Source organism: Anabaena sp. PCC 7938, from assembly GCF_049315035.1.
Taxonomy (GTDB): Bacteria; Cyanobacteriota; Cyanobacteriia; order Cyanobacteriales; family Nostocaceae; genus Anabaena; species Anabaena cylindrica.
Window position 1 is genome coordinate 2169056 of record NZ_CP186034.1, and the last position, 24435, is coordinate 2193490.

Sequence of the window (24435 nt, forward strand, 5' to 3'; positions counted from 1 at the left end):
GGAAAGACAGAATTGATACCTACTGAGTCTTGTATGGCTACGCCACGCAAGCTATCAAAAATCAAATAGGAGTCCCATATTTCATATTTGATTTTCATGAATATAGGACTTTCACAAAATCATGAAAAAACGAACCGCAAAGGACAGGAAGTAAAGAGGGTTTCTGAGAGTTCTTGCGTTGCTCCCTAGAATACTTGCAATTTCTTGGACAAAGGATAAAAAATATTGAAGCGACATCAAAAATTGAATTCTCAACTACCTCAAATCATTTATACACCAGAAAGTCAACTGAGATATCCCCTAGACTTAGCGCGACAAATGTGGCGAGACTTGTTAGCTTCTCGTGAACTAGCTTGGCGATTGATGATGCGAGATATCAACGCCCAATATCGACAATCTTTTTTAGGTATAGCTTGGGCTTTTTTACCACCAATTGTCTTAGCTGTAAGTTTAACCCTTGCGAAAGATGCCAAAGTTATTAATGTGGGAGTAACTGATTTACCCTATCCAGCATATGTTATGTTTAGCACTGCATTATGGCAAACTTTTGTAGAAGCTTTAAATGGTCCAGTACAAGCGGTAACAGTAGCAAAACCCATGTTAGCCAGGGTAAATTTTCCACGGGAAGCATTAATTTTGGCCAAAGTAGGGGAAGTCTTTTTTAATTTTGCTATCAAGCTAATTCTCATAGTGGTATTGTTTATTTGGTTTCGCATTCCCATTAATTGGACAGTAATCTTAACTCCAATTCCATTAATTCATTTAGTTTTATTGGGAACATTTATTGGTATTTTCTTAGCTCCCTTGGGAGTGTTATACCAAGATATTTCCAAAGGACTAACTTTGATAACAGGATTTTGGTTATTTCTCACACCTGTAATTTATCCAGTTCCCAAAGAAGGAATATTTGGGTTGTTAGTCAAGTTGAATCCTGTTACTCCTTTGTTAGTAACAGTAAGGGATTTAGCTACCACAGGAGTAGTATCAGAATCTTTTAGTTTTTGGTTGGTGAGTACAATTACTTTAGTAGGATTAGTACTAACTTGGATTGTATTCCGTCTAGCGATGCCTTTTGTGGTTGAGAGGGTAAGTTCTTAATAATGACTGAATTAATCGATAAAAAGATTTCTGTTCATTCTCAAAATGCTGAAGTGCTGATTGCCGTTGATAGTGTTTCTAAAAAATTTTGTAGGAATTTAAAACAGTCTTTGTTCTATGGTGTACGAGATATTACCACAGAATTATTAGGAGGAAATAGGAAAAGCGATACTTTACGCCGCCTAGAATTTTGGGCTTTGGAGGATGTCAGTTTTCAATTAAAGCGGGGAGAAGCTCTTGGTTTAGTTGGCTCAAATGGTTCTGGTAAAAGTACACTACTACGCATCATTAGTGGGTTGATAAAACCTGACACTGGCTGTGTAAAAGTTAGAGGTAGGGTAGCTCCATTAATTGCTTTAGGGGCAGGATTTAATCCTATACTAACAGGGCGGGAAAATATTTATGCAAATATGTCAATCTTGGGTTTATCAACCAAAAAAATCACAGAGAGATTTCAAGAAGTGATAGATTTTTCTGAGATTGGTAATGCTATTGATGCACCTGTACAAACTTATAGTTCTGGTATGGCAGCTAGACTAGGTTTTGCTTGTGCAGTTCATGTAGAACCAGATGTTTTACTAATTGATGAAGTTCTCGCGGTAGGAGACATCAAATTTAGAATGAAGTGCCACAGCAAGTTAGCACAACTGCGGACAAATGGCACAGCTTTTATATTGGTCTCTCATAACTCCCATAGCATCCTTAATGTTTGTGATTCTTCAATTTATTTATCAAAAGGTGAAGTAATTACATCGGGTCAAACAGAAACAGTAATTCGCAAATATGAAGAAGATCTCTGTTTGAGTGGCTCAGAAAGTGCTTTAGGAAAAATGATTTTGTCGGAAAAGCCAGAAATTGAAAGTTTAGGTTTAGATATTACTGCTGTATTTTTTAGAGATGAACAGGGTGATTTTCTAGAAGCACCGCTTTCTGGTGAACCAGCTTATTTATGTGTAGAATGCAAATCTTACCAAAAAATTACCCAAGCTAATTTAGGTGTTTTAGTCACAGCTTTGTCAGGAGAAAATGGACTGGTTCAGTATATAACTTCTAATTCTGATCAAGAGCTTTTAACTATCCTGCCAGGAAAGCCAGAAATCCAAATGTATATGCCATATTGTTCTTTTATTCCTGGTGTATATAGTGCCAAAATATATATCAGAAGAGGCGTTCAATCTTTTGATATTGTTGAATCTTTTAGATTTACTGTGAAGACCAATAAAACCATCAGTCGATGTTTATTTTATCAACCGCGTAAATGGCAAGTTATTAATCAATAAATTAAGGTATTGAAAATGAGTAATCCTCTACTCAGCATCATTATTCCCACTCACAACCGACCTCACTTAGTAACTCATGCAGTTAAAAGTGCGCTTGATCAAAATATGTCAGATTTGGAAGTAATTGTGGTTGATGATGCTTCTACAAAGGCGATAGATTTACCCAGTCATCCTCAATTGCGGTTGATTCACCTATCAAATTCTCATGGTGGTGCGGGAACTCGTAACGTTGGATTAGAAGCTGCACTCGGTCGATGGGTGACATTTTTGGACGATGACGATCGCTATCTTCCCCATATGGCAGAGGTATCATTAGAGGCATTATCTCAAACATACTTACCTGCACCAGTGGCAGTGATCTCTGGTTTAGAGGAAGTCAACTCTCAAGGTCAAGTCCTGGGTAAGCGTTTACCCCCTCTAGTCCGTCCACGCGGCGCTCATTTCTTTCTCGAAGAACTCGAAACTGGCAAATCTTATAATACCAAGCAAACCCTCGTAGTTGAGCGAGAAACGCTACAAAAAATTGGGGGTTGGGATGACCAAATGCGATCGCGCGTTCACTCAGAACTCTTTTTAAGACTCAACCCCGTTTGCTCAATTATTGGTCTACCCATCATTACCTACCAGTTATATAACCATGAGGGGCTAAGAGTTTCAAGAAATCCCATACTCCGCCAAGAAAGTTTTTTACGCCTAGTACATAAACATAAATCACTTTTTCAAGCCCATCCACAAATGTTTGCTAAGTTTATTTATGAACACGCTCATAGATGCTATGAACTTGGTTTAAAGCGTGAAGCTTTTTACAATTTATGCTGGTCTATGCAACAAGATCCACTACAAATAGTTCATCTCATCGTTTCTAGATTTTATCAGTTAGGACTAAAATTTGCAAGTACAAATTTCAACAATAGTTACTAAGTTGTCGCGATTTTAATTTGCACATTAATACCTACACTACAAAAGTTGTATTAATAGTATGCAAATTATAGAATCTCTAGCTTCTGAAATATGAAGTCAGCAAAAATTTATCTATTAGGTGTTTATCGCAGAGGATACTTAAACAGTTTACGTTTATATCAACATCCACCCTTAAAAGGAGAGAAGAACCTTCTCAATATCCTCCTTTTTAAGCATGATTTAGGAAAATCAAAGCTTTTAATACAGCAAATACCACTTTTTAAATATCCCCTAAGGTCTCAAATACAAATTCACATGAGTTTGTAATTTACTAGAAAATATTTGCTTTAAGTAACGTAAATAAAGGTTTGTAGTGAGGTATTTAAACCTCAAAGTAACGCTGTAGCCCTCACTAAAAGTGAATTTCAGACCTTATGACTTTACTTAACATAAACCACGTCTACTTTGAAACCAATAGTTTTTTCTTAATCGGGTTTTGTTCCTAAATTCTATACTCTTCCCTGTTCCCTTTTGAAAAACTCCAGTTCTCAACTTGGATGAGGTTTAATTTGATTTATTTTTGCCTATCTACTTAGCCTAGTAATTTATATACACCTCTGCTTTACTATTTAGGATTAGTATATATGCCCAATAAAGTTTCGGTAATCATACCATGTTTTAATTCTGGAAAATGGTTGGTAGAAGCAATTGATAAATGCTTACAGCAAACCTATCCCCATATTGAAATTATTGTTATTGATGATGGTTCGACGGATAATTCTCTAGATATTATCAAAGGCTATGGTGATCAAATCATCTGGCGAAGTTCACCCCATAAAGGAGGCAATTACGCTCGAAATCTAGGCTTTAATTTATCTCAAGGAAAATATATTCAATACCTGGACGCAGATGATTATATTTTACCGGAAAAAATAGAAAGACAAATCAATTTTTTAGAAGCAACAGGTGCAGATGTTGTTTATGGTGACTGGAGACATCAGTATCATTTAGCTAATGGTTCTAGTTTTCTGGATAAGATAGAAATTTCTGAAAATCAAGATGATATTTTAGCGGCTTTACTAGCTAATTGGTGGGTAGCTTTGGCTGCTTTAATGTATAAAAGAAATGCAGTAGAAAATAGTGGCGGATGGGATGAAAATTTACTTGCAGCGCAGGATAGAGATTTTTTTCTATCAGTGGCTATGACTGGTGCTAAAGTTGTATATCAACCAGGCTGTTATGCTATTTATAGGCGTTATGGTTCTGTTACAGTTTCTACCTCTTCTAAAGCACGCTGGTTAAAAAGCCACTATCTAGTATTAAAGAAAGCAGAGCAGCAACTATTGCAAAAAACCCAACTTTCGATGATATATCGTCAGGCTTTAGCTAAATCATATTTTGAACTTGCTAGAGAAGCCCTATTATTTGACTACGAACAATATTTGATGTTTTTAGAAGAGGCTTTTGTGATGTTTCCAGAATTTAAAGCTAATAGTAAGAGAAAATTTTATCGGCTGGTGCAAAATATTGTAGGTTTTCGCCAAACTGAACGAATTGCTTGTGGAATTTTGTTTTTCAAAAAGTTTGTTACCAAAACGATGCTTAGTGCTGATTAAAAAAGTAAAATGATAGCGTTATTAGCTTCTGAATTCTGCTTCCCAGTGCTTTGACTATTTAGATGGATTCTGTAGATAATAGAAACGGAGTAAAAAAATTATATAATTGCAAAATGCGATTAATTCTCTACAGTAAACCCGGTTGTCATCTCTGTGAAGGCTTACAAGAAAAGCTAGAACAAATCCAAAATCTCAGTTTAGAGTTAGAAATTCGAGATATTACTACCCGTGAAGATTGGTTTGCGGCGTATCAGTTTGAAATACCTGTAATGTATCTAGTACTAGATGATGCAGCAGTTACACAACCTTTACCCCGTCCCTCTCCCCGTGCAAGTGTCAAGCAATTGGAACAAATGCTTCACAAATATATGTCCAATTCAGAAAAAAATAATGCAGAATAGGCGCAAGGAAAGCTTGTGGCAAGGTGTAGTCAATGAAATTACAAGAATTATTAGCAACGGTGGAAGGTCTGACAAATCCTAGTTTGGCGGATGTGGAGGTGAAGGGAATCAAGACTAATTCCCATGCTTGCGGTGCAGGTGATTTGTTCATTGGGATGCCTGGTACAAGGGTAGATGGTGGAGATTTTTGGCCGAGTGCTTTGGCTGCTGGTGCTGTGGCTGCGGTTGTTTCTCCTCAAGTGATGGAAAAAAAACCGCCTAAATCTACAGATATGGTGATTAGCGCCGATAATATGAATCGAGCTTGCGCCCAAATCGCTGCCACTTTTTATGGTTATCCAGGGCAGAAACTCAAGTTGGTGGGTGTAACTGGGACAAATGGTAAAACTACAACTACTCACTTAATTGAATATTTTCTCACCAAAGCTAGTTTACCTACGGCTTTACTGGGAACTCTCTACACTCGTTGGCCGGGTTTTGAACAAACTGCTGTTCACACTACGCCTTTTGCGGTGGAATTACAACAACAGTTAGCCACAGCGGTCAATGCTGGTTGTGAGTTTGGGGTGATGGAAGTTAGTTCCCATGCTTTAGCACAGGGTAGGGTTTTGGGTTGTCCGTTTGAGGTAGGGGTGTTTAGTAATCTCACCCAAGACCATTTGGACTATCACAAAGATATGGAGGATTATTTTGCAGCGAAGGCTTTGTTATTTAGTCCTGATTATCTCCACGGACGGGCAGTTATTAACGCTGATGATGAATATGGAAAACGGTTAATTGCTTCTTTGAATCGAGAACGGGTTTGGAGTTATAGCGTTAATGATAATAATGCCGATTTTTGGATGAGTGGTTTAAGTTATCAACCTCATGGTGTGAGTGGAATGCTGCATACACCAAAGGGTGATATCGCTTTTAATTCACCTTTGGTTGGTCAATATAATTTAGAAAATCTGTTGGCTGCGGTGGGTGCAGTTTTACATTTGGGGTTAGATTTGCATTTGGTAACAAATGCCATTTCTGATTTTCCTGGTGTTCCTGGTAGAATGGAACGGGTGCAAATTAGTGATCAGCAAGATGTGAGCGTGATTGTAGATTATGCCCACACTCCCGATAGTTTGGAGAATTTGCTCAAAGCTGCACGCCCGTTTATTTCGGGTAAAATGATTTGTGTGTTTGGTTGCGGGGGCGATCGCGATCGCACTAAACGTCCTAAAATGGGAAAAATCGCCGCCCAATTAGCTGATGTGGCTGTGGTGACTTCAGATAATCCTCGCACTGAAGACCCGGAAAAGATTCTACAAGATGTGTTGGCAGGTATTCCTGATACAGTGCAACCAATGGTAATTTGCGATCGCGCTACTGCCATTCACACCGCCATTTTACAAGCTCAACCCGGTGACGGCATATTGTTGGCTGGTAAAGGTCACGAAGATTACCAAATTCTCGGTACAGAAAAAATCCACTTTGACGACAGAGAACAAGCACGGGAGGCTTTACAAAAAAGGGCAGGTGACAGGTAACAGCAAGAAGTAGGGAGCAAGGAGCAAGGGGAAATTTATTTAAACCCAATCCCCAATCCCCAGTTGAATCTTAATAATCGAGGGTCAGAAAGGTGAGAAGTTGTCATAAATCAGTTAAATTAACTATGGAGTTGCTGATTGTAAAATACCAGTCGCCAAGAATTAGTTCCTAAATCTGACTCATTTGAGTCACCATAGAGGCCAATATGCCAAGAACACAGAAAAACGATAACTTTGTTGACAAATCCTTCACCGTCATGGCAGACCTGATCCTCAAACTGCTGCCAGCTAACAGAAAAGCTAAAGAAGCATTTGTTTATTACCGAGATGGAATGTCCGCTCAGGCAGAAGGAGAATATGCCGAAGCACTGGATTACTATGAAGAAGCTCTCACACTAGAGGAAGACTCCAATGATCAGAGTTATATTCTCTACAATATGGGGCTAATTTATGCTAGTAATGGCGATCACACCAAGGCTTTAGAATATTATCACCAGGCTATTGAGTTAAATCCTCGTCTACCCCAAGCTTTGAATAACATCGCGGTAATTTATCATTTCCAAGGTGAGAAGGCTAAAGAAGAGGGAGATAACGACGCTGGAGAAGCTTTGTTTGACCAAGCCGCAGATTATTGGATTAGAGCAGTTCGCATGGCTCCTAATAATTACATTGAAGCCCAAAACTGGTTAAAGACCACAGGGCGATCGCAAATTGACGTATTCTTTTAACAGCTGATCCAAAATCTGTTAGGGTGTATTGCCGCCCCTACTATTGACAATTTACAAACCATGATTGATCGTGAACAAGTTCGTAAAGTTGCTAATCTCGCTCGTTTAGAATTGACACCAGACGAGGAAGCGCAATTTACCACCCAACTGGGCAGTATTCTGGAGTATATCGAACAACTAAGTGAACTTGATGTCACCGATGTTCTCCCCACAACCAGAGCCATTGATGTCAGCAATGTTACCAGAGAGGATCGACTACAGCCCTACCCTGACAGAGAAGCCATCCTCAGCAGCGCCCCTGAGCAGGAAGGAGAATTCTTCAGAGTACCAAAAATCCTTAATGCTGATTAAAACAGCCAGAGATTCTGTAGCAAAAAATCAAAAATGGATATTTTCATAATCCCTTGTGCTTGAGCCAAGGGATTATTTGGGGCTTGCTAATGGCGTATTGTTTTTAGAATAATCTGGTTTCCTCTCAACAAATTTTGGAAAACTTCAGCTTCAAATTTTCCTCGAATTGTAGAGACAATATACACACAACAAAAGCCGCATGAATATAAGAATCAATCGGCTGAAATACTGGAAGACATAATATTTTGAAATTTGAAAATGGCTCAGGTCAGATTTGAACTGACGACCCCAGGCTTATGAGTCCCGTACTCTAACCAACTGAGCTACTGAGCCGTGTTGTTTTATCAACTTCTACTAAGATAGCATACAAATTTAGCCGTGGCAATTCCCAATTAAAAAAATATCCCTGAAAATAAAAAATAAAAGAGGGAGTTTATCTCCCCCTCAACAAACAAAGCAATAATTGAGTTAAAGCCAGTTAGATATTACAAACGATCCTTTGGAGGCATGAAAGCAATAGGATTAACTGCACCCTTACCTGCTGGATGAACTTCAAAGTGGGTGTGGGGACCAGTGCTAAAACCAGTGCTACCCATAGCAGCAATTGTTTGCCCTTGTTCTACTGATTGACCTGCTTGTACTAAAATCCGGCTGTTGTGAGCATAGCGAGTCTTGCTACCATCAGGATGGCGAATCTCAACTAAATTACCATAACCGCCATTATTCCAGCCTGCTTTTTCAACAACACCAGGAGCAGAGGCGTAAATTGGCGTGCCAGTGGAGTTAGCAATATCAATACCCCTGTGCATTCTTCCCCAACGCTGACCATAGCCAGATGTGAGTACACCCTTTGCTGGCCAAATATAAGCTGTTGTAGAAGAATTGGAGTTGTTATCAACAGACCTTGGCAAGTATATATCTACTGCGGCCAAAGGTGGCAAGGCTGGAGATACTCTACTTCCTCGCAATTTACCTAAGGAATCAGTATTGGTTGTACCTGCGGGAGGAACTACCAATCTAATACCACCTGAGTTCCGAGAAGAACTGCCGGCAAAAGCTGTTTGATTTCGTAGGAATTCTGGGTTAATTGGCTCGTTAGTGATACGAGTAGCACGGAATGTGGGCTGAACAGGTCTTCCGCTGTAGCTGGGCAGAATTGGTCGAGGTACTGGAATCGCTACTGCATTCAGTCGTGAATTCACCTTAGAAGGCTTAAATTCATTGGCATTTGCAATCGGAATGGGAATTCCAGCATTACTGTCTTCAGCAACTGAGGAGATAACTATTCCCGACTCTTGAGCGCGGTATTTTTCCCGTAGTCTCTCAATTTCGGCTTGTAAGCTGCGGAGACGCTCGTTACCTTTGGACTTAACCACCTTTTGAGGTTGTCTTCTAGTCGTTCGCGCTTCAGCAACACTATAGGGTAGTGGGGTATCACCACCAATACCATCAGAAGTTGCTTTGATTTCAGTGGGTGGGTTTTGAAGCTGATTATCCTCAGCTACTGGAACGGCTATGGGGATGCTGTTGGTGATAACAGGAGTATTTGCCCGCAGCTGGTTCTCCTGAACTACTGGGATAGTAACACTACTCTTTTTGCCAATTACTAACGACTGTGATACCTGAGGTAGATTAGCCTCTAAATTAGGTTTGCTCACAGGATAATTAGCAACTGTGGTATTACTTCCAGGTTGGTCGAAAGTAGGACTAGTTGGTACAGTTGCCTGGTTGAAACTGCTACGCCCTGCTCTAGCACCAGGAATAATCAGTTGTTGGCTGATTTGCAGTTGATTAGGATCTTCTAGATTATTAGCTTGGACTAGTTCTGAGACTGAAGTACCGTAATTATTAGCAATTTCTGCTAATGTATCTCCGGGTTTAACTTCGTAGGTTTTTAGAGCTGATTGGGCGATAACTTTGGGTGCGGCTAGTGCAGGTTTTGTTACCTTCTGCTGTGCCTCACTTGTTTGTTTCTCCTGTTTTAATTTTGATATCAGGCTGGTTTGTTGAGCATCTCTCAATTTTTCCGACCGCGCTACCAATGTATTCCCAGCTACGGTGGTTGGTTGTGCTATTTCAATACCAGCTTGTGATAAGTTTTGGGTCTCCTCAGACCGCAACTCCGCCAGACTATTTCTTAAACGGTTCGATTTTTCTTGTAAACGATTCAGAGCAAATTCTTGCTGCGCTTTCAGTTGTGCATTAACGTCATTGCTGACTATGTTTGCTGCTACAGTGATATTATCTGTAGTTTGACTGCCGGCAACGCTCTGATTTCGAGTAAATTGTTGTCCTGTTTCAGGCAGATATTTATCTGCTTGTAATCTGGATTGAATTGAATTGCTATCTAATCCCTGCCCCATTTGGGATTGTAAGTAGCCGGCACTTTGATTGGTTTCTAGTGCAGAAATTTGAACAGCCATTTCGTTGGCTGTAATTGGCCATTTAGCTTCAAGCCCAGGCACTTGCGAAACTGCTGTTGGTTCCAGAATGACAGGATTTTCAGGCACGCTCGCTGATGAGACGGCTTGGGACTCCAGCTTTGTGGCTGTAAATTTAATTTCATTGTCAGAAACAGCTGGAATTGTTGAGGCTGCTTTTTGACTACCAACAGGAGCCGCTGCTTGGGCTTGATCGCTTTGTCGAGTCACCAAAAGGCTGGTTGCGCCCATTGAGATTGCCAAGCCAATCATTGCGGCCTTGGTTCCCGCTCGGCGGTTTGGTTTGTGATTAGTCTCATTTAACTGCACTACCGGGACACCATCGCTGTTGGGGGTATTGTTCAACACAGCCTTCACTCTCTTTTTCAATGCTCGTTTCAAAGACGACCTCCTATGATCACTAGCGTTCAATAGACCTTGATTTTTCAGTTGGATACTAATCAATGATTTAGATCACATTAAACGACATATCAAGATCACATTCACCAGAGATACTTACGCAAGATTAACCTGCTTCTCTGATTTAGACAAGTTCATACTTGTTAGTAAACCTTAAAATTTTCGTGTTGACTTGTCTATTACCACTCTTCATAAAGTCCAGGACTGCTCGCTATTGACAGTTATCTGTGCTGATTTTGCTCCCTTAAGCCGGGATTTAGACAAAAATAATGATGACTTTGCTGAATCCACGATCGCTGTTAGCATTTGCTCTGCTGTGATTTCTGAAAAAACGATGTTCCTGCTGTTGATATTTTCTAGGTTTTTTTATCCAATCAGTCTTATCAACAGGAGACTTTACGCGGTTTATTCCCTAAAAAACAACCGTACAAACTCGCAGCAACTTTTGGGGTATTTGATTGTGTCTGAAAATACAAATAGTCAAGATGCTTTCCTGTTAAGGTTTTTGATGATTTTGTACCTCTTCCAAATAGAATTTGAGTTCACTAAAATCTATCATTGACCATTGACCTAAAATCAAAGTTTATATACAAATTTCTTATATCAGTTCCCTCAGATTGGCTAACACTTTTTTATATGAGGTTGAGAGGTGTTTTAAATTTTAGTCAATATTGATTGATTTTTAAGCGTTTTCACTATAAAAAATGTTCAAAAATGCTGATTAATCTGAGATGTCCCAGCTTTTTTACTTAAAAATGGCTATTTATTGTCAATAATTTAACTGGCGGCGAGATTCAAACAAACCAATAGCTACACTTACGGATAAATTCAGACTGCGAACTCCAGGTTCGTTCATGGGTATGTGGAGAATGGAGTCACAATGAGAGAGAGCAGTTGCCGACAGACCAGTAGTTTCACTACCAAATAACAGCCAATCATCAGCTTGAAATTGACACTTTAGATAATTGATGCTACCTCTGACGCTAAAGCCTAACAATCTGCCTCCACGCTGCTGATGAATGATTTTGAATGCTTCTAAAGATTCATGATTGTGCAGCTTGACATAAGGCCAGTAATCTAAACCTGCTCTTTTGAGGTAGCGATCGCTAATTTCAAATCCTAATGGTCCAACTAGATGTAGTTCTGTGCCTGTAGCGGCGCAAGTACGAGCAATATTGCCTGTATTGGGGGGAATTTGTGGGTTAACTAAGACTACCTGAGGCATGGTCACGAAATGTTAAGAATTCTATAGAACACTGTATCGCTATTAGAAAATCTACCTAATGACAGATATCGACAACCTATAGGTTTTGTTAATAGGTCTGAAGTTGTCACTAAAGATTAGAATTTTAAAACGAAAAAAGTAGGATTTGGTCATTGGTCATTGGTCATTGGAACACTCTTATAAATAATTTTCCCCCTGCTCCCTGCTCCCTGCTCCCTGCTCCCTGCTCCCTAAGTCAATAGAGACGAACAAAGTTTATTTTCTAGTTCCTGTTCCCGTTCTTGGGTGGCGACAATTGCTTGGTTAATGACACGCTGGGCATCAAAACCAACTTTGTGTAACTGTAACCACTGTTGGGCTTCGTTACCTTCGCGGAGAATTTTCTGTAAAGGGGAAAGGAAACAACTGAAGCCTTGTTGTTTAGCTATTGACCAAACGTCTTGATATATCTGGGAAATCCAATCTCTGGCGAAAATATTACTACCATCTTGCCAATGTTGCAATTGGGCATCAAGACTGGCTGTGGCTGCCGCCATTTCATTTTTAGCGGTTAACGTGATCAGTTCTTCAGGAGATAAACTGCTTTGGGTTAAGGGGTCAATGCTGGAATTATCAATGATTTGTAACAATCGAGCTTCTAGTAAAGCTGTAATTGCTAATAGGGAAATGGGATCTGTGACTAAATCACAAATTCGCAGCTCTAGACGATTTAGATCATAAGGGCGGCGATCGCCATTTGGCCGCACTGATGTCCACAAATGCCGGACATTTTGCATGGTTCCGGCTGCTAACTGTTCTTCTACCCATTGGATATGATGGGCATGACTGGCAAATAAAGGTACGTATGTGGGGGTTTGAGGGAAGAGTCCCCAACGGGTAGAATGATAGCCTGTGGCTTGACTATTGAGGAAAGGAGAGGAGGCGCTGAGGGCTAATAATAGGGGTGCTTCGAGTCGGATAATTCGACAGGCACGCATTAAAATTTCTGGGTCACTGATACCAACATTGATGTGTACGCTGGCTGTGACTACTTTTGTCCCGTAGGTTTGCTCTATGTAGTCATGATAAGAGTTGGTGGGGTCAGAACGGTAAAAGCGATCGCTTCCACCTAAAGATAAGGTACTTCCTGGAATTAAGGTGTAATTGCCTAAACCCTGCAAATATTTACGCAATATCCGTCGAGGACGTAACAAACCACATAATTGATTTTCATAATTAGTAGATGGATTAGTTATGTATTCTACATTGCGACTATCTGGCTCTCGCATAAACCCATCTAAATCTGTGATGATTTGGTCGGAGAGTCCGACGATTTCACCTTGAGGTGTGCCAGTATACATCTCAATCTCAAAGCCTTTCGTTAAGACCAATTTATTCTCCTCGGCTCTCCTAATTTGAATAAATTGTATCTAATTAGACGAATTTCTGCATCAAGGATGACGGTGTAAATATAGACAAGTAGGTTGGCGTTAAAAATTGTCGTTGGGATCAGGCCGCCCTGAGTTTACTTTTCTTTGCACAGTTTGGTTTTATTCTGCCCATTTACTTAGTAACTTAATGCTTCGAGAAGTTAGCATTACTGAATTTTATTTATGAAAATAATTTTACTTGCTCTCAAAACCCTTGCAGAGAAGTTCTATGGGTAGAGATTCTCGACTCTAGATCGAAAATCATATTTTAATTCAGCAATACCCAAAAGCTTTCAGGTATTTCTGTAATTATCTTATTTGGCTGCTTTTAAAATTTTTACACTCACTAGCATGAGTATACACTAATAATAATACAAAAAATCAATAGGTCAATATCAATCGCCCAAAAGACGAAAACTCGTAAATTATTGATAATTAATCTCATTAATATTGAGAATATGGATGATATTTTTCTCAATAAGTCGGAAAATACATATTTTGGTTAAATTCTTATTGAAAAAACTTATAGAAGCCAAGAAGCTTGAAACTGAAAACTTTTGCTTTTCCTGGCTTCTGTCCTGATAATACTACCTTATCAAGATGTGAAGACCGATCCAGGTGAGAGCTTTCCTGTTTTTACAATAGTTATATAAGGAATCAATGCTCTGTGAATATGGAGTAATTTATATCAAAATCTATGCAACCCACTAATCCAAACCAATTTACAGAAAAAGCCTGGGAAGCGATCGCTCATACTCCCGATGTCGCCAAGCAATACCAACAGCAGCAGCTTGAAAGCGAACACTTAATGAAAGCACTGCTAGAACAAGATGGATTAGCTAGTGCTATTTTTACTAAAGCAGGTGCAAATTTGGTAAAAGTGCGCGATCGCACTGACCAATTTATTTTACGTCAACCAAAAGTATCAGGTAGCAGTAGTTCTGTATATTTAGGACGCAGCTTGGATACACTACTTGACCGGGCAGAAAAATATCGTCAAGAATTTAAAGACGAATATATTTCAGTTGAACACATATTATTAGGTTACGCCAAAGATGACCGCTTTGGTAAAGCTCTATGCCAAGAATTTGGTTTAGATGAAAACAAACTAAAAAATATTATTAAACAAATTAGAGGGAGTCAAAAAGTGACAGATCAAAGTCCAGAAGGAAAATATCAATCACTAGAAAAATACGGGCGTGATTTAACAGATGCTGCTCGTAAAGGTCAATTAGATCCAGTGATTGGACGTGATGACGAAATTCGTCGTACCATTCAAATTCTCTCCCGTCGGACTAAAAATAACCCTGTATTAATCGGTGAGCCTGGTGTAGGTAAAACAGCTATAGCCGAAGGATTAGCACAGCGAATAGTTGCTGGTGATGTTCCCCAATCTCTTAAAGATCGGACATTAATTAGTTTAGATATGGGGGCTTTAATTGCCGGAGCAAAATTCCGGGGTGAATTTGAAGAACGCTTGAAAGCTGTGTTAAAAGAAGTCACCGATTCTGGTGGCAATATTGTTTTATTTATTGATGAAATTCATACCGTTGTTGGTGCTGGTGCAACCCAAGGGGCAATGGATGCGGGAAATTTGTTAAAACCAATGTTAGCGCGGGGAGAACTGCGTTGTATTGGGGCAACAACTTTAGATGAATATCGCAAACATATCGAAAAAGATGCGGCTTTAGAAAGACGCTTCCAACAAGTTTATGTAGATCAACCAAGTGTGGAAGATACGGTTTCGATTTTGCGCGGTTTGCGAGAACGGTATGAAAACCACCACGGGGTCAAGATTTCTGATAGTGCCTTGGTGGCAGCTGCGACGTTATCGAGTCGTTATATTAGCGATCGCTTTTTACCAGACAAAGCCATCGACCTAGTAGACGAAGCCGCAGCTAGGCTGAAAATGGAAATTACCTCCAAACCCGAAGAACTTGACGAAATTGATCGCAAAATTTTACAGTTGGAAATGGAAAGGTTATCACTCAAAAAAGAAAGTGATGCTGCTTCTAGAGAACGTCTTGAAAGACTCGAAAAAGAAATTGCCGATTTCAAAGAAGAACAAAGAACTTTGAGTACACAATGGCAATCAGAAAAAGACATTATCGACAAAATTCAATCTGTAAAAAAAGAGATCGAAAAAGTTAACCTAGAAATTCAGCAAGCCGAACGGGATTATGATCTCAACCGCGCAGCCGAATTGAAATATGGGACTTTAACTAATTTGCATCGCCAATTAGAAGATGTAGAAAACGAACTAACAAATACTCAAGGAACTGGTAAATCTCTGTTGCGGGAAGAAGTCACCGAATCTGATATTGCCGAAATTATTTCTAAATGGACAGGAATTCCCATCAGCAAATTGGTGGAATCGGAAAAAGAAAAACTACTACATTTAGAAGATGAACTTCATCACCGTGTCGTCGGACAAGCTGAAGCAGTCACAGCAGTAGCAGATGCAATTCAACGTTCTCGCGCTGGACTTTCTGACCCGAATCGCCCCATTGCTAGTTTTATCTTCCTTGGCCCCACCGGTGTAGGTAAAACCGAATTAGCCAAAGCCTTAGCTGCATATATGTTCGACACCGAAGAATCTTTAGTGCGGATTGATATGTCAGAATATATGGAGAAACACACCGTTTCTCGGTTAATTGGTGCGCCTCCCGGATATGTAGGTTATGAAGAAGGAGGACAATTAACAGAAGCGATTCGTCGTCGTCCTTACGCCGTGATTCTATTCGACGAAATCGAGAAAGCTCACCCTGATGTATTTAATATTTTCCTGCAAATTCTTGATGATGGTCGCGTCACTGATGCCCAGGGGCGAACAATAGACTTTAAAAACTGTATCATCATCATGACTAGTAACATCGGTTCGCAGTACATTCTGGATGTGGCTGGTGATGACTCTCGTTATGATGAAATGCGTCATCGGGTAATGGAAGCAATGCGAGGTAGTTTCCGTCCTGAGTTCCTCAACCGAGTTGATGAATTTATCATCTTCCACAGTTTACAAAAATCGGAATTACGGCAAATTGTCCAGTTACAAGTGGATAGGCTCAGACAAAGATTGAGCGACAGAAAAATGTCTCTGCGATTATCCGATTATGCTCTTGACTTTTTAGCCGAAGTCGGATATGATCCCGTTTTTGGAGCAAGGCCACTAAAGCGGGCAATTCAGCGAGAGTTAGAAACTCAAATTGCTAAAGCCATTTTGCGGGGTGAATTCAACGACGGTGATACCATTTTTGTTGATGTGCAGAACGAACGCCTTTCATTTAGTCGTTTACCTGTGGAGGTATTCACCAGTTAGTTTCACTCATCAACCCGGCAACTTGCAACAGTCGGGTGTATTAGATATATAGCCTTTCTCACTCTAGTAAGATACAAAATTACCCCTCCCCAACCCTCCCCTTGGTAAGGGGAGGGTGCGCGACAGCGCGGGTGGGGTGTATTTCATGAGCTTGGGAATTGCTATATAGAAAGTAGAGACTTTATCAGGACTTACGCAAAACAGAACGAAAGTAGCGGTAATTCATGAATTACCGCTACGTAATAATAAGGTTTTCAGCCACATCTTGCGTAAGTCCTAGTTCCATGGAACGTCTCTACAAAGATTCTTGATGATGCATATTTAAATTCGGTCGATGTCTATTAATATTTTTGGTAAATTAAAATTTTTTACATCATGGAAAGAATTAACTAGAATGTACTCTCAATCAAGGTATTTTTGAGTAGTAGAAAAATATAAACTATCCGAGTATATGTCTTTAGAACAAGTTGAAAGTTTTTATGAGATGTTGAGTTCAGAGACAACTCTTTATGAGTTATACCATCACAGTTGCTGTCAAAGAGGAATTTTTGACAGTTGTCATTGGGATAAAGCCAAAATTGTCAATTTTGCCGCTAATCTTGGCTACAGTTTTACGGAAGGTGAATTAGAGGAATTATTGTTTACAAGTGAGCCTGTAAAATTAATTCGTAATTCGTAATAGTACTTCTGGTTTTGTTAAGGAAGTGAGTGGGTTTACACTCAGTACTCACCCTACCCACTTACCTATTTACTAAGCATTCTAAAAAGATGAACCAGGCTGCTGTAAAAACTCTTCTTCCTCTGGGGTAGATAAACGTCCCAAAATTTGGTTACGATGAGGAAAACGCCCAAAACGGGAAATGATTTTCATATGATCAAAAGCAGATTCAATTGCAATAATACTATCAGAATCGTGACTAAGTTGCTGAAATAGCTTTACACATTGACGCTGATGAGCTAGATTTTCACTGTGTTCAAAGGGTAAGTAAATAAACCAACGTTGTACAGGCAATAATTCCCGGTCAAAACCTTGTGCAACTGCGTGTTGTGCTGCTGAGAGTGCTTCCCAGTCAGTTGCAAAGGCTTCTGGGGTATCACGAAACATATTTCGGGAAAATTGATCTAGCAATAAGATCAAAGCTAGACAGGTTTCGGGCGTATTTATCCAATCGTCTAAATATCCCATTGCTGCTTTTTGGTAATCTTCAAGAAACCGGGTGCGGATTTCTTCGTCAATTTCTGGTTGTTTGTGAAACCAAAATTGTTGAGGTTTACCGTAATCTGATTCATGAGGATGACCAAACCAAAATTCCAAAATAGCTTTTGCCTTTGACATTGCTGTTATTGAGTATTACAAAGCACTTGTCGCATTTTACGCATATTTGTAGGTAATTCCAAACTCATTGCTTGTTGAATAAAAATTGAAGGGATGGGAATATGAGGTGTTGCTTGAACTGAGTAAGCTATCAATGTGCCATCACCCCAATCTTTTAGGTCTAAATTGGCATGAAAGTCTTCAAAACTGCCTTTTTCCATCCTAAATTGAATTTGTTGACCTATGACTTCAACTACGTTCAGGTAGATTTCAACTTGGGCTGTAAAAAATAAAAATGCTTTTTGTGCTGCTTGATACAGAAATTTTGCGTCGCCTTGAGATGTAATTTCGCTTTTAGTGATATCAGGAAAATATTGTACCCAACGTGGGTAGTCAGTAAGTTGCTGCCATACATTGAAGCGGACTAAGGGTAAATACATCCACGCAGTGACAGCACCACCCCAGGTAGTATGCGATCGCGTTTCCAGCAGAATTTCACCCTGTAATAGCAATTTTTGCTTGTCTTGACTCCATAACATATTTGAGCCTTTCGTAGTTGAGTCTGAGATATTAAACGCAGACATAGTTTATTTAGTCACTCCTCAATAAACAGCCTAAACCAATTTGAGAAACTGGAAATCATCAGGTTGACTAGATTTCACCCACTCCATTCTAATTACAGTTAAATTTGGAGACTTTCTGGAAATGATTTCATTTAAGTTTATTTTGACTAAAAACGACTAGAAAGATATATAGCCTTTCCCACTCTAGTAAGATACAAAATTACCCCTCCCCAACCCTCCCCTTGGTAAGGGGAGGGTGCGCGACAGCGCGGGTGGGGTGTATTTCATGAGCTTGGGAATTGCTATATCTTAATATTATTTAGCATTTGCGTTAATTACAGCCGTCACAGATGCGTAGATGAAAAATTGCGTAAATAACGGCTAGAATGACAAACATGATTTATGTCTCAACTTGCAATCCTAGTATTTAAGCATTTTCATGCTTGGTCTTGAGTATACAGCATTTTACGTAGTTATGAGGTACAAAGTCTAAATTGAAACCTATACACAAAGCCGGTTTTACTCCTGAACTCCTGACTCATGAATTCTGCTGTAACTGTAAATTTAACTGTAATTGAGGGAAAATAGGATGAATCAATCTTCCATAAATCGCAAATTAACGCAAATACTAGGTATCCTTTTGGGTATGGGGATAGCCATTTGGATACTTAGAGGGTTGGGAATTCTGACATTTATTCCCGGTGGGGTAATTTTGCTATTGTTCTTAAGTGCGATCGCACTAGGGGTTTTAAATTCTCTGCAAAAGAGATGGTGGCGTGTTTGATATTTATTAAAATACATCCTTTTCGTTTGTTCGCATCAGCGTCTTTCTAAAAATATACTTACAGCATATTGCAGGTAAATGAGGTAAAAAATTTAATCGCAAAGCTATGCCACCATAGGGTTGTACCTCTGTTCCCTAGCGTGGCATAGTCATTGGCTAATAGCTGATTTATGATAAACTGTTAGGAAAAGAAATAGGGATTCACAGTCCCTACCTTGAAAAGCGGAAAATCAACATTATTTATCGACAACTTCGATATTTAATGTGATAAACTAAGCCACGGTGGGTTAGATCAAAAGAGTCAACAGTTGCCACGCCTCGACCACTAGCAATCATTGCAGCATTTACACGCATATTTACACTATCTCCACAACTTGACCAGATATCACCCACAGTCGCTAATTTATCTCGAACGTTGTAATCAGTTTCGCCTCTAAATGTTCTAGTAAAGACAGGGCCACGCTGACCAGCAAAAAAGTACTCTGCTCTTAATCTCCCAGTTGTGGCGGGAGCAACATAGCCCCGATAATCAGCATCGTAGAAGGAAATCTGAAAGCCTTGGGGAACTTTAATCGGTATACTCAAATTACAGCTTTTACGTGCTTCACTTGATTTATTTCCTAGAGCTACAAACTGATCGAAGAGAATACTTAACTCTTGGCCATCAGGACTGACACTTACACTAGCAGATCCTTCAGGGCAACCGTTACCACCATAGTTTGCGCCTACAATTTTAACTTTTTCGTTAGCAAATGCGGGTCCGAAAGAAGCGGTCATCAGTGTAGATGCAACCAGAAAAACTTGTACAAATTTGAGAGATGTATTCTTTAGATTTTGGTAATTCATAAATGTTTAGTTCACAGTTTTTAAGCAAAGTTGTTATTTCAACAAACTCATGAACATCAAGATGGACATGAGAAAGAGTTTGGTTTTGAACAAACCAAATTAGAAAACTGAAAATTTTCAACAACCTCGTGAAAATCAAGACTGACATGAGGATGAATTTAGTTCCTAGCAAACTAAATTAGAAAACTGAAAATTTTCAACAACTTCTTGAAAATCAAGACTGACATGAGGATGAATTTAGTTCCTAGCAAACCAAATTAGAAAACTGAAAATTTTCAACAACCTCGTGAAAATCAAGACTGACATGAAGATGGATTTAGTTCCTAGCAAACCAAATTAGCAAACAAACTTAACCTATTTCCAATAAGAGACTGTCAAATAAAACAATATCTCATGGTTTTTAGGAGAGAGAGAGAGGAAAAGTCGTTTTGATGCGGTTAAAGAAGATAACTTATTTTTTGGAGTTCACTAAAATGCATATAAAATAGTATGTACGAACTAGTTAAATTGAGAATTTAAGGAAGGATCAATAAAAAGAAATCTGATTAAGTTGACATGAGGAAATAAAAAGATGGTAAAACTGCAAAGCTGATGTAGCAAGTCTTTTACAGTCTAAAATCTAAAAGTTAAAATGGTATTACCTTTAAAAATTGTAGTTATTGGTGGTGGGGCTGCGGGATTTTTTGGTGCGATCGCTTGTGCTGAAGCTAATCCCCAAGCCCAAGTTACGTTAATCGAAGCCAGTCGTCAACCTTTGGCAAAAGTGCTAATTTCCGGTGGGGGACGCTGTAATGTCACTCACGCTTGTTTTCATCCTGAGGAGTTAGTCCTCAATTATCCCAGAGGTGGAAAAGCCTTGCGGGGTGCTTTCACTCGTTTTCAACCCCTAGACACTGTAGACTGGTTTGTAGCTCATGGTGTAAATTTGAAAACTGAAGCTGATGGGCGGATGTTTCCGATTACAGATCGTTCCGAAACCATAGCCGAATGTCTGATTAAAGCGGCGTTTACTGCGGGGTTAGAACTGAGTATTGGCACACCTGTAATTTCTGTGAACCGACAAAATGCAGGGTTTGAAATTATTTTCAAGTCAGGAGAAACTAAATATTGCGATCGCTTGCTTTTAGCTACAGGTAGTAGCATCATAGGTTATAAAATCGCCAGAGAATTAGGTCATCACATCGAACCCCCAGTCCCTTCTTTATTTACCTTCAATATTGCTGACCCTCAATTGCGTGCATTAGCAGGAATTAGTGTTAATCCTGTAAATCTGCGGTTATCAATCGCAGGTGAAAACCAATTGCAACAAACTGGCCCCTTGTTGATTACCCACTGGGGCTTGAGTGGCCCTGCTGTCCTCAAACTTTCTGCCTGGGGTGCAAGGATTCTCAATCAAAACCGCTATCAATGTAAATTATTCATCAATTGGTTGCCAAACTTACAACAAGAAGAAGTTAGACAAAAGCTGTTAGACGTAAAAGAGGAATGGGGCAAAAAAGCGATCGCACTCCATCGGGGTGTAGACTTACCTCACCGTCTCTGGCAATATCTGATCAGCCGTGCAGATATAACCACAGAAGACCGTTGGGCAGGTATTTCTAACAAAACCTTAAATCAGCTAGTCCAAGAAATTTCTCAGGGAGAATACGCAATTACAGGTAAAGGTGCTTTTAAAGAAGAATTCGTTACCTGTGGTGGGGTTAGCCTCAAAGAAGTTAACTTTAAAACAATGGAAAGTAAGTTAGTTCCGGGTTTATACTTTGCTGGTGAAATCTTAGATGTTGATGGTATCACCGGTGGCTTTAACTTCCAAAGCGCTTGGACAACTGCTTATTTAGCTGGGAGAGAAATGGGAATGGAAGGAGTTCAGAACTAAGGAATATGGCTGGGCGATTCGTTGCGTTATCAGGAGTTAAAAATGAATTCAAGCAATAAGCGTTGAAACTACCAAAAACCTATCACTTGACCAGATTCAAGACTATTCTTCTCTTCTTCTAATTCTTCCTCCTGACTCCTAACCCTACCCCTGTTAAGGTGAACATTTGTACTAACAAATTAATAAGGGTTTTAGGTTTGCACCCATAAAAATTTCCAAGCAAAAAATCAGATTTGCACTCAAATTTAGGTTTCAGGGTTTTGGATACAACGTAAAATTAGGCTTATGGGTAGTACTTTATTGGTACACCTTAACAGGGGTACTCCTAACCCTAAGCAAAAGACTTTTATGGCTTACGCTACGCTATCAGCAAACGTATAACATTGGTGAAAAGCGATTGCTTGTTTTTTCTGTATTCGCCTGATCCACTTATTGCCTTTTTTGTCAAGTGTACAATTTCTAACCTATTCCAGTAATAGAACCCTATCACCAAACTTAGCCGCCAGTTTCCGATCATAAGTTAGCACCTGAGTATCAAATTGAATTGCTGCTGCCACGAATAACGTATCGTAGAACAAATGACTTGCCTCGACTGCTAGTTTTAGAGCAATATCTCGAATTTGAGAACTGGAAATCATGACATCAACTAATGCTTCGGCATCTTCCATTGCGGTTAATCCCATTTGCAATGGTAGCTGTCGAAATTGTATCCATTGCCAAATCACATTGCCCAACTCAGCAAATAACGAATCAGGAACCACAATTTGATCTACACTTTCTAAAGCAGCGATCGCCTGTTCATACCTATCCTCTACGTGCAAGAGAGTATAGGCAAACACCATTGTATCAATTACCATCAAGGTCGTCCTTCTGATTTCCAAGACTGCACCTGACTTTCTGCTTCCATCGGTAATGTCTCCGTTCGTTGACGAATACGATCAAGCACTTCATCCCGTTGTCCATAGCGTTTTTGCAACAAATCACGGACTTCTTGCTCCATCGAAACCCCTTTTTGCGCTGCCAAGCGTTTAATGCGATTAAGCAACTCATCAGATATATTGCGAATGGTAATTGTTGCCATACTGCCTTCTTTGCTAATGATGCTTTACTACCGGGTCATTACCTAAATGATAGCACTTTGCTGGCATTTGATTAATCGCTTGGATTACACGCCTTGTAGGGTCTAATTAGGGTTGGCAGGTTAAAAATGAGCGAACGTACAGTAACTGAGCAAAATGTGATAAATAAAAAGCAAATGAAAATATTATGATCTAAATAATGAAATTTAGTGAAATTCTCAGCCAATTAGCAGACACAGTTACTTCTCACAGTATTACTAGTCAGCCCAACCAAAACCCAGAAATTACTGGAGTAGCAGCTATTGATGAAGCGAAAAAGGGTGCTATCAGCTATGTGGAAGGGAAAAAGTTTGCCTCTTTGATTAATTCGACAGAGGCTAGTGCTTTAATTTTGCCTCAAGATGAAAAGTTGCAAATCCAAGCTACAGAGAATGGTATTGCCTGGTTAGCAACTTCTGAACCACGCTTATTTTTTGCTAAAGCGATCGCTCTTTTTTATCAACCATATCGTCCAAATCCAGATATACACAGCACCGCAGTCATTCACCCCACTGCCAAAATCGGTAGTGATGTTTATATTGGCGCTCATGTTGTGATTGAATCAGGGGTAGAAGTCGGCAACGGTGCAACTATTCATCCTAATGTGGTAATTTATCCAGATGGGAAAATAGGCGATCGCACAACTTTACACGCTAATTGTACTATCCATGAACGTACCATCATCGGTGCAGATTGCGTAATTCATAGCGGTGCTGTCATCGGTGCAGAGGGTTTTGGCTTTGTTCCCACCCGCACAGGTTGGTTAAAAATGGAACAATCTGGTTACACAGTTTTAGAAGACGGGGTAGAAGTGGGTTGTAACTCTGCTATTGACCGTCCCGCAGTGGGAGAAACTAGAGTCGGACGCAATACCAAAATTGACAACTTAGTGCAGATAGGACATGGATGTCAAATAGGTTCTGGTTGTGCGATCGCAGGTCAAGCAGGTATGGCTGGTGGTGTAAAGGTGGGAAATAGGGTAATTTTAGCCGGACAGTCAGGAATAGCCAATCAGGTCAAAATTGGAGATGGTGCGATCGCATCTGCTCAAGCTGGCATTCACAACAATGTCGCACCCGGAGAGATTGTTTCTGGCTCTCCAGCAATGCCACATAAACTATATCTCAAAGTATCTGCTGTTTATAGTCGCTTGCCAGATTTATATCAATCTCTCAAACAATTGCAACGTCAGCTAGGACACAAGTAAACTCAACAGTTCTACATAATTTCTGGGAAGCACTACTTCAAT

21 protein-coding genes and 1 tRNA gene are annotated in these 24435 nt (G+C 39.7%); 13 read left to right on the forward strand and 9 right to left on the reverse strand.

Translation table 11 applies throughout. The features are described from left to right. Positions 1-225: 225 nt before the first annotated feature. The 8 genes from ACOWPH_RS09980 (at position 226) to gatC (ending at position 7894) form a co-directional block, all read left to right on the forward strand. The gene (locus tag ACOWPH_RS09980) at positions 226-1098 is read left to right on the forward strand and encodes an ABC transporter permease (RefSeq protein ID WP_015215232.1); all 873 of its coding nucleotides are present in this window, start codon (positions 226-228) and stop codon (positions 1096-1098) included. A gap of 2 nt (positions 1099-1100) precedes the next feature. Next, the gene (locus tag ACOWPH_RS09985; RefSeq protein ID WP_015215233.1) at positions 1101-2378 is read left to right on the forward strand and encodes an ABC transporter ATP-binding protein; all 1278 of its coding nucleotides are present in this window, start codon (positions 1101-1103) and stop codon (positions 2376-2378) included. 15 nt (positions 2379-2393) lie between these two features. Beyond that, entirely contained in the window at positions 2394-3299 is a 906-nt protein-coding gene (locus ACOWPH_RS09990; RefSeq protein ID WP_015215234.1) for a glycosyltransferase family 2 protein, read from the forward strand. Between the two features lie 623 nt (positions 3300-3922). Beyond that, positions 3923-4894, forward strand: coding sequence for a glycosyltransferase (locus tag ACOWPH_RS09995; protein ID WP_015215236.1), 972 nt, complete (start codon positions 3923-3925; stop codon positions 4892-4894). A 113-nt stretch (positions 4895-5007) separates the two neighbouring features. Then, positions 5008-5295 carry a glutaredoxin family protein gene (locus ACOWPH_RS10000; RefSeq protein WP_042466030.1) on the forward strand — a complete coding sequence of 96 codons (288 nt, stop codon included), beginning with the start codon at positions 5008-5010 and terminating at the stop codon, positions 5293-5295. A 32-nt stretch (positions 5296-5327) separates the two neighbouring features. Beyond that, on the forward strand, positions 5328-6815 hold the full coding sequence (locus tag ACOWPH_RS10005; protein ID WP_015215238.1) for a UDP-N-acetylmuramoyl-L-alanyl-D-glutamate--2,6-diaminopimelate ligase: 1488 nt from the start codon (positions 5328-5330) through the stop codon (positions 6813-6815). Positions 6816-7021: 206 nt separating this feature from the next. Continuing rightward, entirely contained in the window at positions 7022-7543 is a 522-nt protein-coding gene (locus ACOWPH_RS10010; protein WP_015215239.1) for a photosystem I assembly protein Ycf3, read from the forward strand. Positions 7544-7603: 60 nt separating this feature from the next. Beyond that, positions 7604-7894: an Asp-tRNA(Asn)/Glu-tRNA(Gln) amidotransferase subunit GatC gene (gene gatC, locus ACOWPH_RS10015; RefSeq protein WP_015215240.1), complete on the forward strand. Its 291-nt coding sequence runs from the start codon at positions 7604-7606 to the stop codon at positions 7892-7894. A gap of 259 nt (positions 7895-8153) precedes the next feature. On the opposite strand, the gene ACOWPH_RS10020 is transcribed toward gatC, so the two are convergent. The 4 genes from ACOWPH_RS10020 to gshA form a co-directional block, all read right to left on the reverse strand. Further along, a tRNA-Met gene (locus tag ACOWPH_RS10020) sits at positions 8154-8227 on the reverse strand. Positions 8228-8379: 152 nt separating this feature from the next. Further along, positions 8380-10716 (reverse strand): LysM peptidoglycan-binding domain-containing M23 family metallopeptidase, encoded by a 2337-nt coding sequence (locus tag ACOWPH_RS10025; RefSeq protein WP_015215241.1) that lies wholly within the window; start codon positions 10714-10716, stop codon positions 8380-8382. Between the two features lie 787 nt (positions 10717-11503). Further along, positions 11504-11959, reverse strand: a complete 456-nt coding sequence (locus ACOWPH_RS10030; RefSeq protein WP_015215242.1) for a tRNA (cytidine(34)-2'-O)-methyltransferase — start codon at positions 11957-11959, stop codon at positions 11504-11506. Positions 11960-12189: 230 nt separating this feature from the next. Beyond that, positions 12190-13329, reverse strand: a complete 1140-nt coding sequence (gene gshA / locus ACOWPH_RS10035) for a glutamate--cysteine ligase (RefSeq protein WP_015215243.1) — start codon at positions 13327-13329, stop codon at positions 12190-12192. A gap of 736 nt (positions 13330-14065) precedes the next feature. On the opposite strand from gshA, the gene clpB reads away from it, so the two are divergent. Together clpB and ACOWPH_RS10045 are read left to right on the forward strand one after the other, a co-directional pair. Continuing rightward, entirely contained in the window at positions 14066-16684 is a 2619-nt protein-coding gene (clpB, locus tag ACOWPH_RS10040) for an ATP-dependent chaperone ClpB (protein WP_015215244.1), read from the forward strand. Positions 16685-17135: 451 nt separating this feature from the next. Continuing rightward, positions 17136-17363 (forward strand): Nif11-like leader peptide family natural product precursor, encoded by a 228-nt coding sequence (locus ACOWPH_RS10045; protein ID WP_015215245.1) that lies wholly within the window; start codon positions 17136-17138, stop codon positions 17361-17363. A gap of 81 nt (positions 17364-17444) precedes the next feature. Here ACOWPH_RS10045 and ACOWPH_RS10050 read toward each other — a convergent pair whose 3' ends face one another. Beyond that, complete coding sequence (locus ACOWPH_RS10050; RefSeq protein ID WP_015215246.1) at positions 17445-18020, reverse strand: DUF924 family protein; 576 nt, start codon at positions 18018-18020, stop codon at positions 17445-17447. A 5-nt stretch (positions 18021-18025) separates the two neighbouring features. Further along, positions 18026-18583, reverse strand: a complete 558-nt coding sequence (locus ACOWPH_RS10055) for an SRPBCC family protein (protein WP_015215247.1) — start codon at positions 18581-18583, stop codon at positions 18026-18028. Between the two features lie 568 nt (positions 18584-19151). On the opposite strand from ACOWPH_RS10055, the gene ACOWPH_RS10060 reads away from it, so the two are divergent. Next, positions 19152-19346: a hypothetical protein gene (locus ACOWPH_RS10060; RefSeq protein WP_015215248.1), complete on the forward strand. Its 195-nt coding sequence runs from the start codon at positions 19152-19154 to the stop codon at positions 19344-19346. A 240-nt stretch (positions 19347-19586) separates the two neighbouring features. On the opposite strand, the gene ACOWPH_RS10065 is transcribed toward ACOWPH_RS10060, so the two are convergent. After that, positions 19587-20192, reverse strand: coding sequence for a DUF4360 domain-containing protein (locus ACOWPH_RS10065; RefSeq protein WP_015215249.1), 606 nt, complete (start codon positions 20190-20192; stop codon positions 19587-19589). Positions 20193-20823: 631 nt separating this feature from the next. Here ACOWPH_RS10065 and ACOWPH_RS10070 point away from each other — a divergent pair. Further along, on the forward strand, positions 20824-22068 hold the full coding sequence (locus ACOWPH_RS10070) for an NAD(P)/FAD-dependent oxidoreductase (protein WP_015215250.1): 1245 nt from the start codon (positions 20824-20826) through the stop codon (positions 22066-22068). Between the two features lie 464 nt (positions 22069-22532). Here the strand turns inward: ACOWPH_RS10070 and ACOWPH_RS10075 are convergent, their stop codons facing one another. Beyond that, the gene (locus ACOWPH_RS10075; protein WP_015215251.1) at positions 22533-22925 is read right to left on the reverse strand and encodes a type II toxin-antitoxin system VapC family toxin; all 393 of its coding nucleotides are present in this window, start codon (positions 22923-22925) and stop codon (positions 22533-22535) included. Beyond that, positions 22925-23149: a FitA-like ribbon-helix-helix domain-containing protein gene (locus ACOWPH_RS10080; RefSeq protein WP_015215252.1), complete on the reverse strand. Its 225-nt coding sequence runs from the start codon at positions 23147-23149 to the stop codon at positions 22925-22927. Before ACOWPH_RS10080 ends, ACOWPH_RS10075 begins: the two co-directional genes overlap by 1 nt. A 197-nt stretch (positions 23150-23346) precedes the next feature. On the opposite strand from ACOWPH_RS10080, the gene lpxD reads away from it, so the two are divergent. Further along, positions 23347-24393: a UDP-3-O-(3-hydroxymyristoyl)glucosamine N-acyltransferase gene (lpxD, locus tag ACOWPH_RS10085; protein ID WP_015215253.1), complete on the forward strand. Its 1047-nt coding sequence runs from the start codon at positions 23347-23349 to the stop codon at positions 24391-24393. Positions 24394-24435: the final 42 nt, after the last annotated feature.

Bases quoted from the DNA above. Each gene is read 5' to 3' on its own strand.
- ACOWPH_RS09985 (WP_015215233.1), top strand. From the start codon at position 1,101: ATGACTGAATTAATCGATAAAAAGATTTCTGTTCATTCTCAAAATGCT.
- ACOWPH_RS09990 (WP_015215234.1), top strand. From the start codon at position 2,394: ATGAGTAATCCTCTACTCAGCATCATTATTCCCACTCACAACCGACCT.
- ACOWPH_RS09995 (WP_015215236.1), top strand. From the start codon at position 3,923: ATGCCCAATAAAGTTTCGGTAATCATACCATGTTTTAATTCTGGAAAA.
- ACOWPH_RS10000 (WP_042466030.1), top strand. From the start codon at position 5,008: ATGCGATTAATTCTCTACAGTAAACCCGGTTGTCATCTCTGTGAAGGC.
- ACOWPH_RS10005 (WP_015215238.1), top strand. From the start codon at position 5,328: ATGAAATTACAAGAATTATTAGCAACGGTGGAAGGTCTGACAAATCCT.
- ACOWPH_RS10010 (WP_015215239.1), top strand. From the start codon at position 7,022: ATGCCAAGAACACAGAAAAACGATAACTTTGTTGACAAATCCTTCACC.
- gatC (WP_015215240.1), top strand. From the start codon at position 7,604: ATGATTGATCGTGAACAAGTTCGTAAAGTTGCTAATCTCGCTCGTTTA.
- ACOWPH_RS10030 (WP_015215242.1), bottom strand. From the start codon at position 11,959: ATGCCTCAGGTAGTCTTAGTTAACCCACAAATTCCCCCCAATACAGGC.
- clpB (WP_015215244.1), top strand. From the start codon at position 14,066: ATGCAACCCACTAATCCAAACCAATTTACAGAAAAAGCCTGGGAAGCG.
- ACOWPH_RS10045 (WP_015215245.1), top strand. From the start codon at position 17,136: ATGTCTTTAGAACAAGTTGAAAGTTTTTATGAGATGTTGAGTTCAGAG.
- ACOWPH_RS10050 (WP_015215246.1), bottom strand. From the start codon at position 18,020: ATGTCAAAGGCAAAAGCTATTTTGGAATTTTGGTTTGGTCATCCTCAT.
- ACOWPH_RS10055 (WP_015215247.1), bottom strand. From the start codon at position 18,583: ATGTCTGCGTTTAATATCTCAGACTCAACTACGAAAGGCTCAAATATG.
- ACOWPH_RS10060 (WP_015215248.1), top strand. From the start codon at position 19,152: ATGAATCAATCTTCCATAAATCGCAAATTAACGCAAATACTAGGTATC.
- ACOWPH_RS10065 (WP_015215249.1), bottom strand. From the start codon at position 20,192: ATGAATTACCAAAATCTAAAGAATACATCTCTCAAATTTGTACAAGTT.
- ACOWPH_RS10070 (WP_015215250.1), top strand. From the start codon at position 20,824: ATGGTATTACCTTTAAAAATTGTAGTTATTGGTGGTGGGGCTGCGGGA.
- ACOWPH_RS10075 (WP_015215251.1), bottom strand. From the start codon at position 22,925: ATGGTAATTGATACAATGGTGTTTGCCTATACTCTCTTGCACGTAGAG.
- ACOWPH_RS10080 (WP_015215252.1), bottom strand. From the start codon at position 23,149: ATGGCAACAATTACCATTCGCAATATATCTGATGAGTTGCTTAATCGC.
- lpxD (WP_015215253.1), top strand. From the start codon at position 23,347: ATGAAATTTAGTGAAATTCTCAGCCAATTAGCAGACACAGTTACTTCT.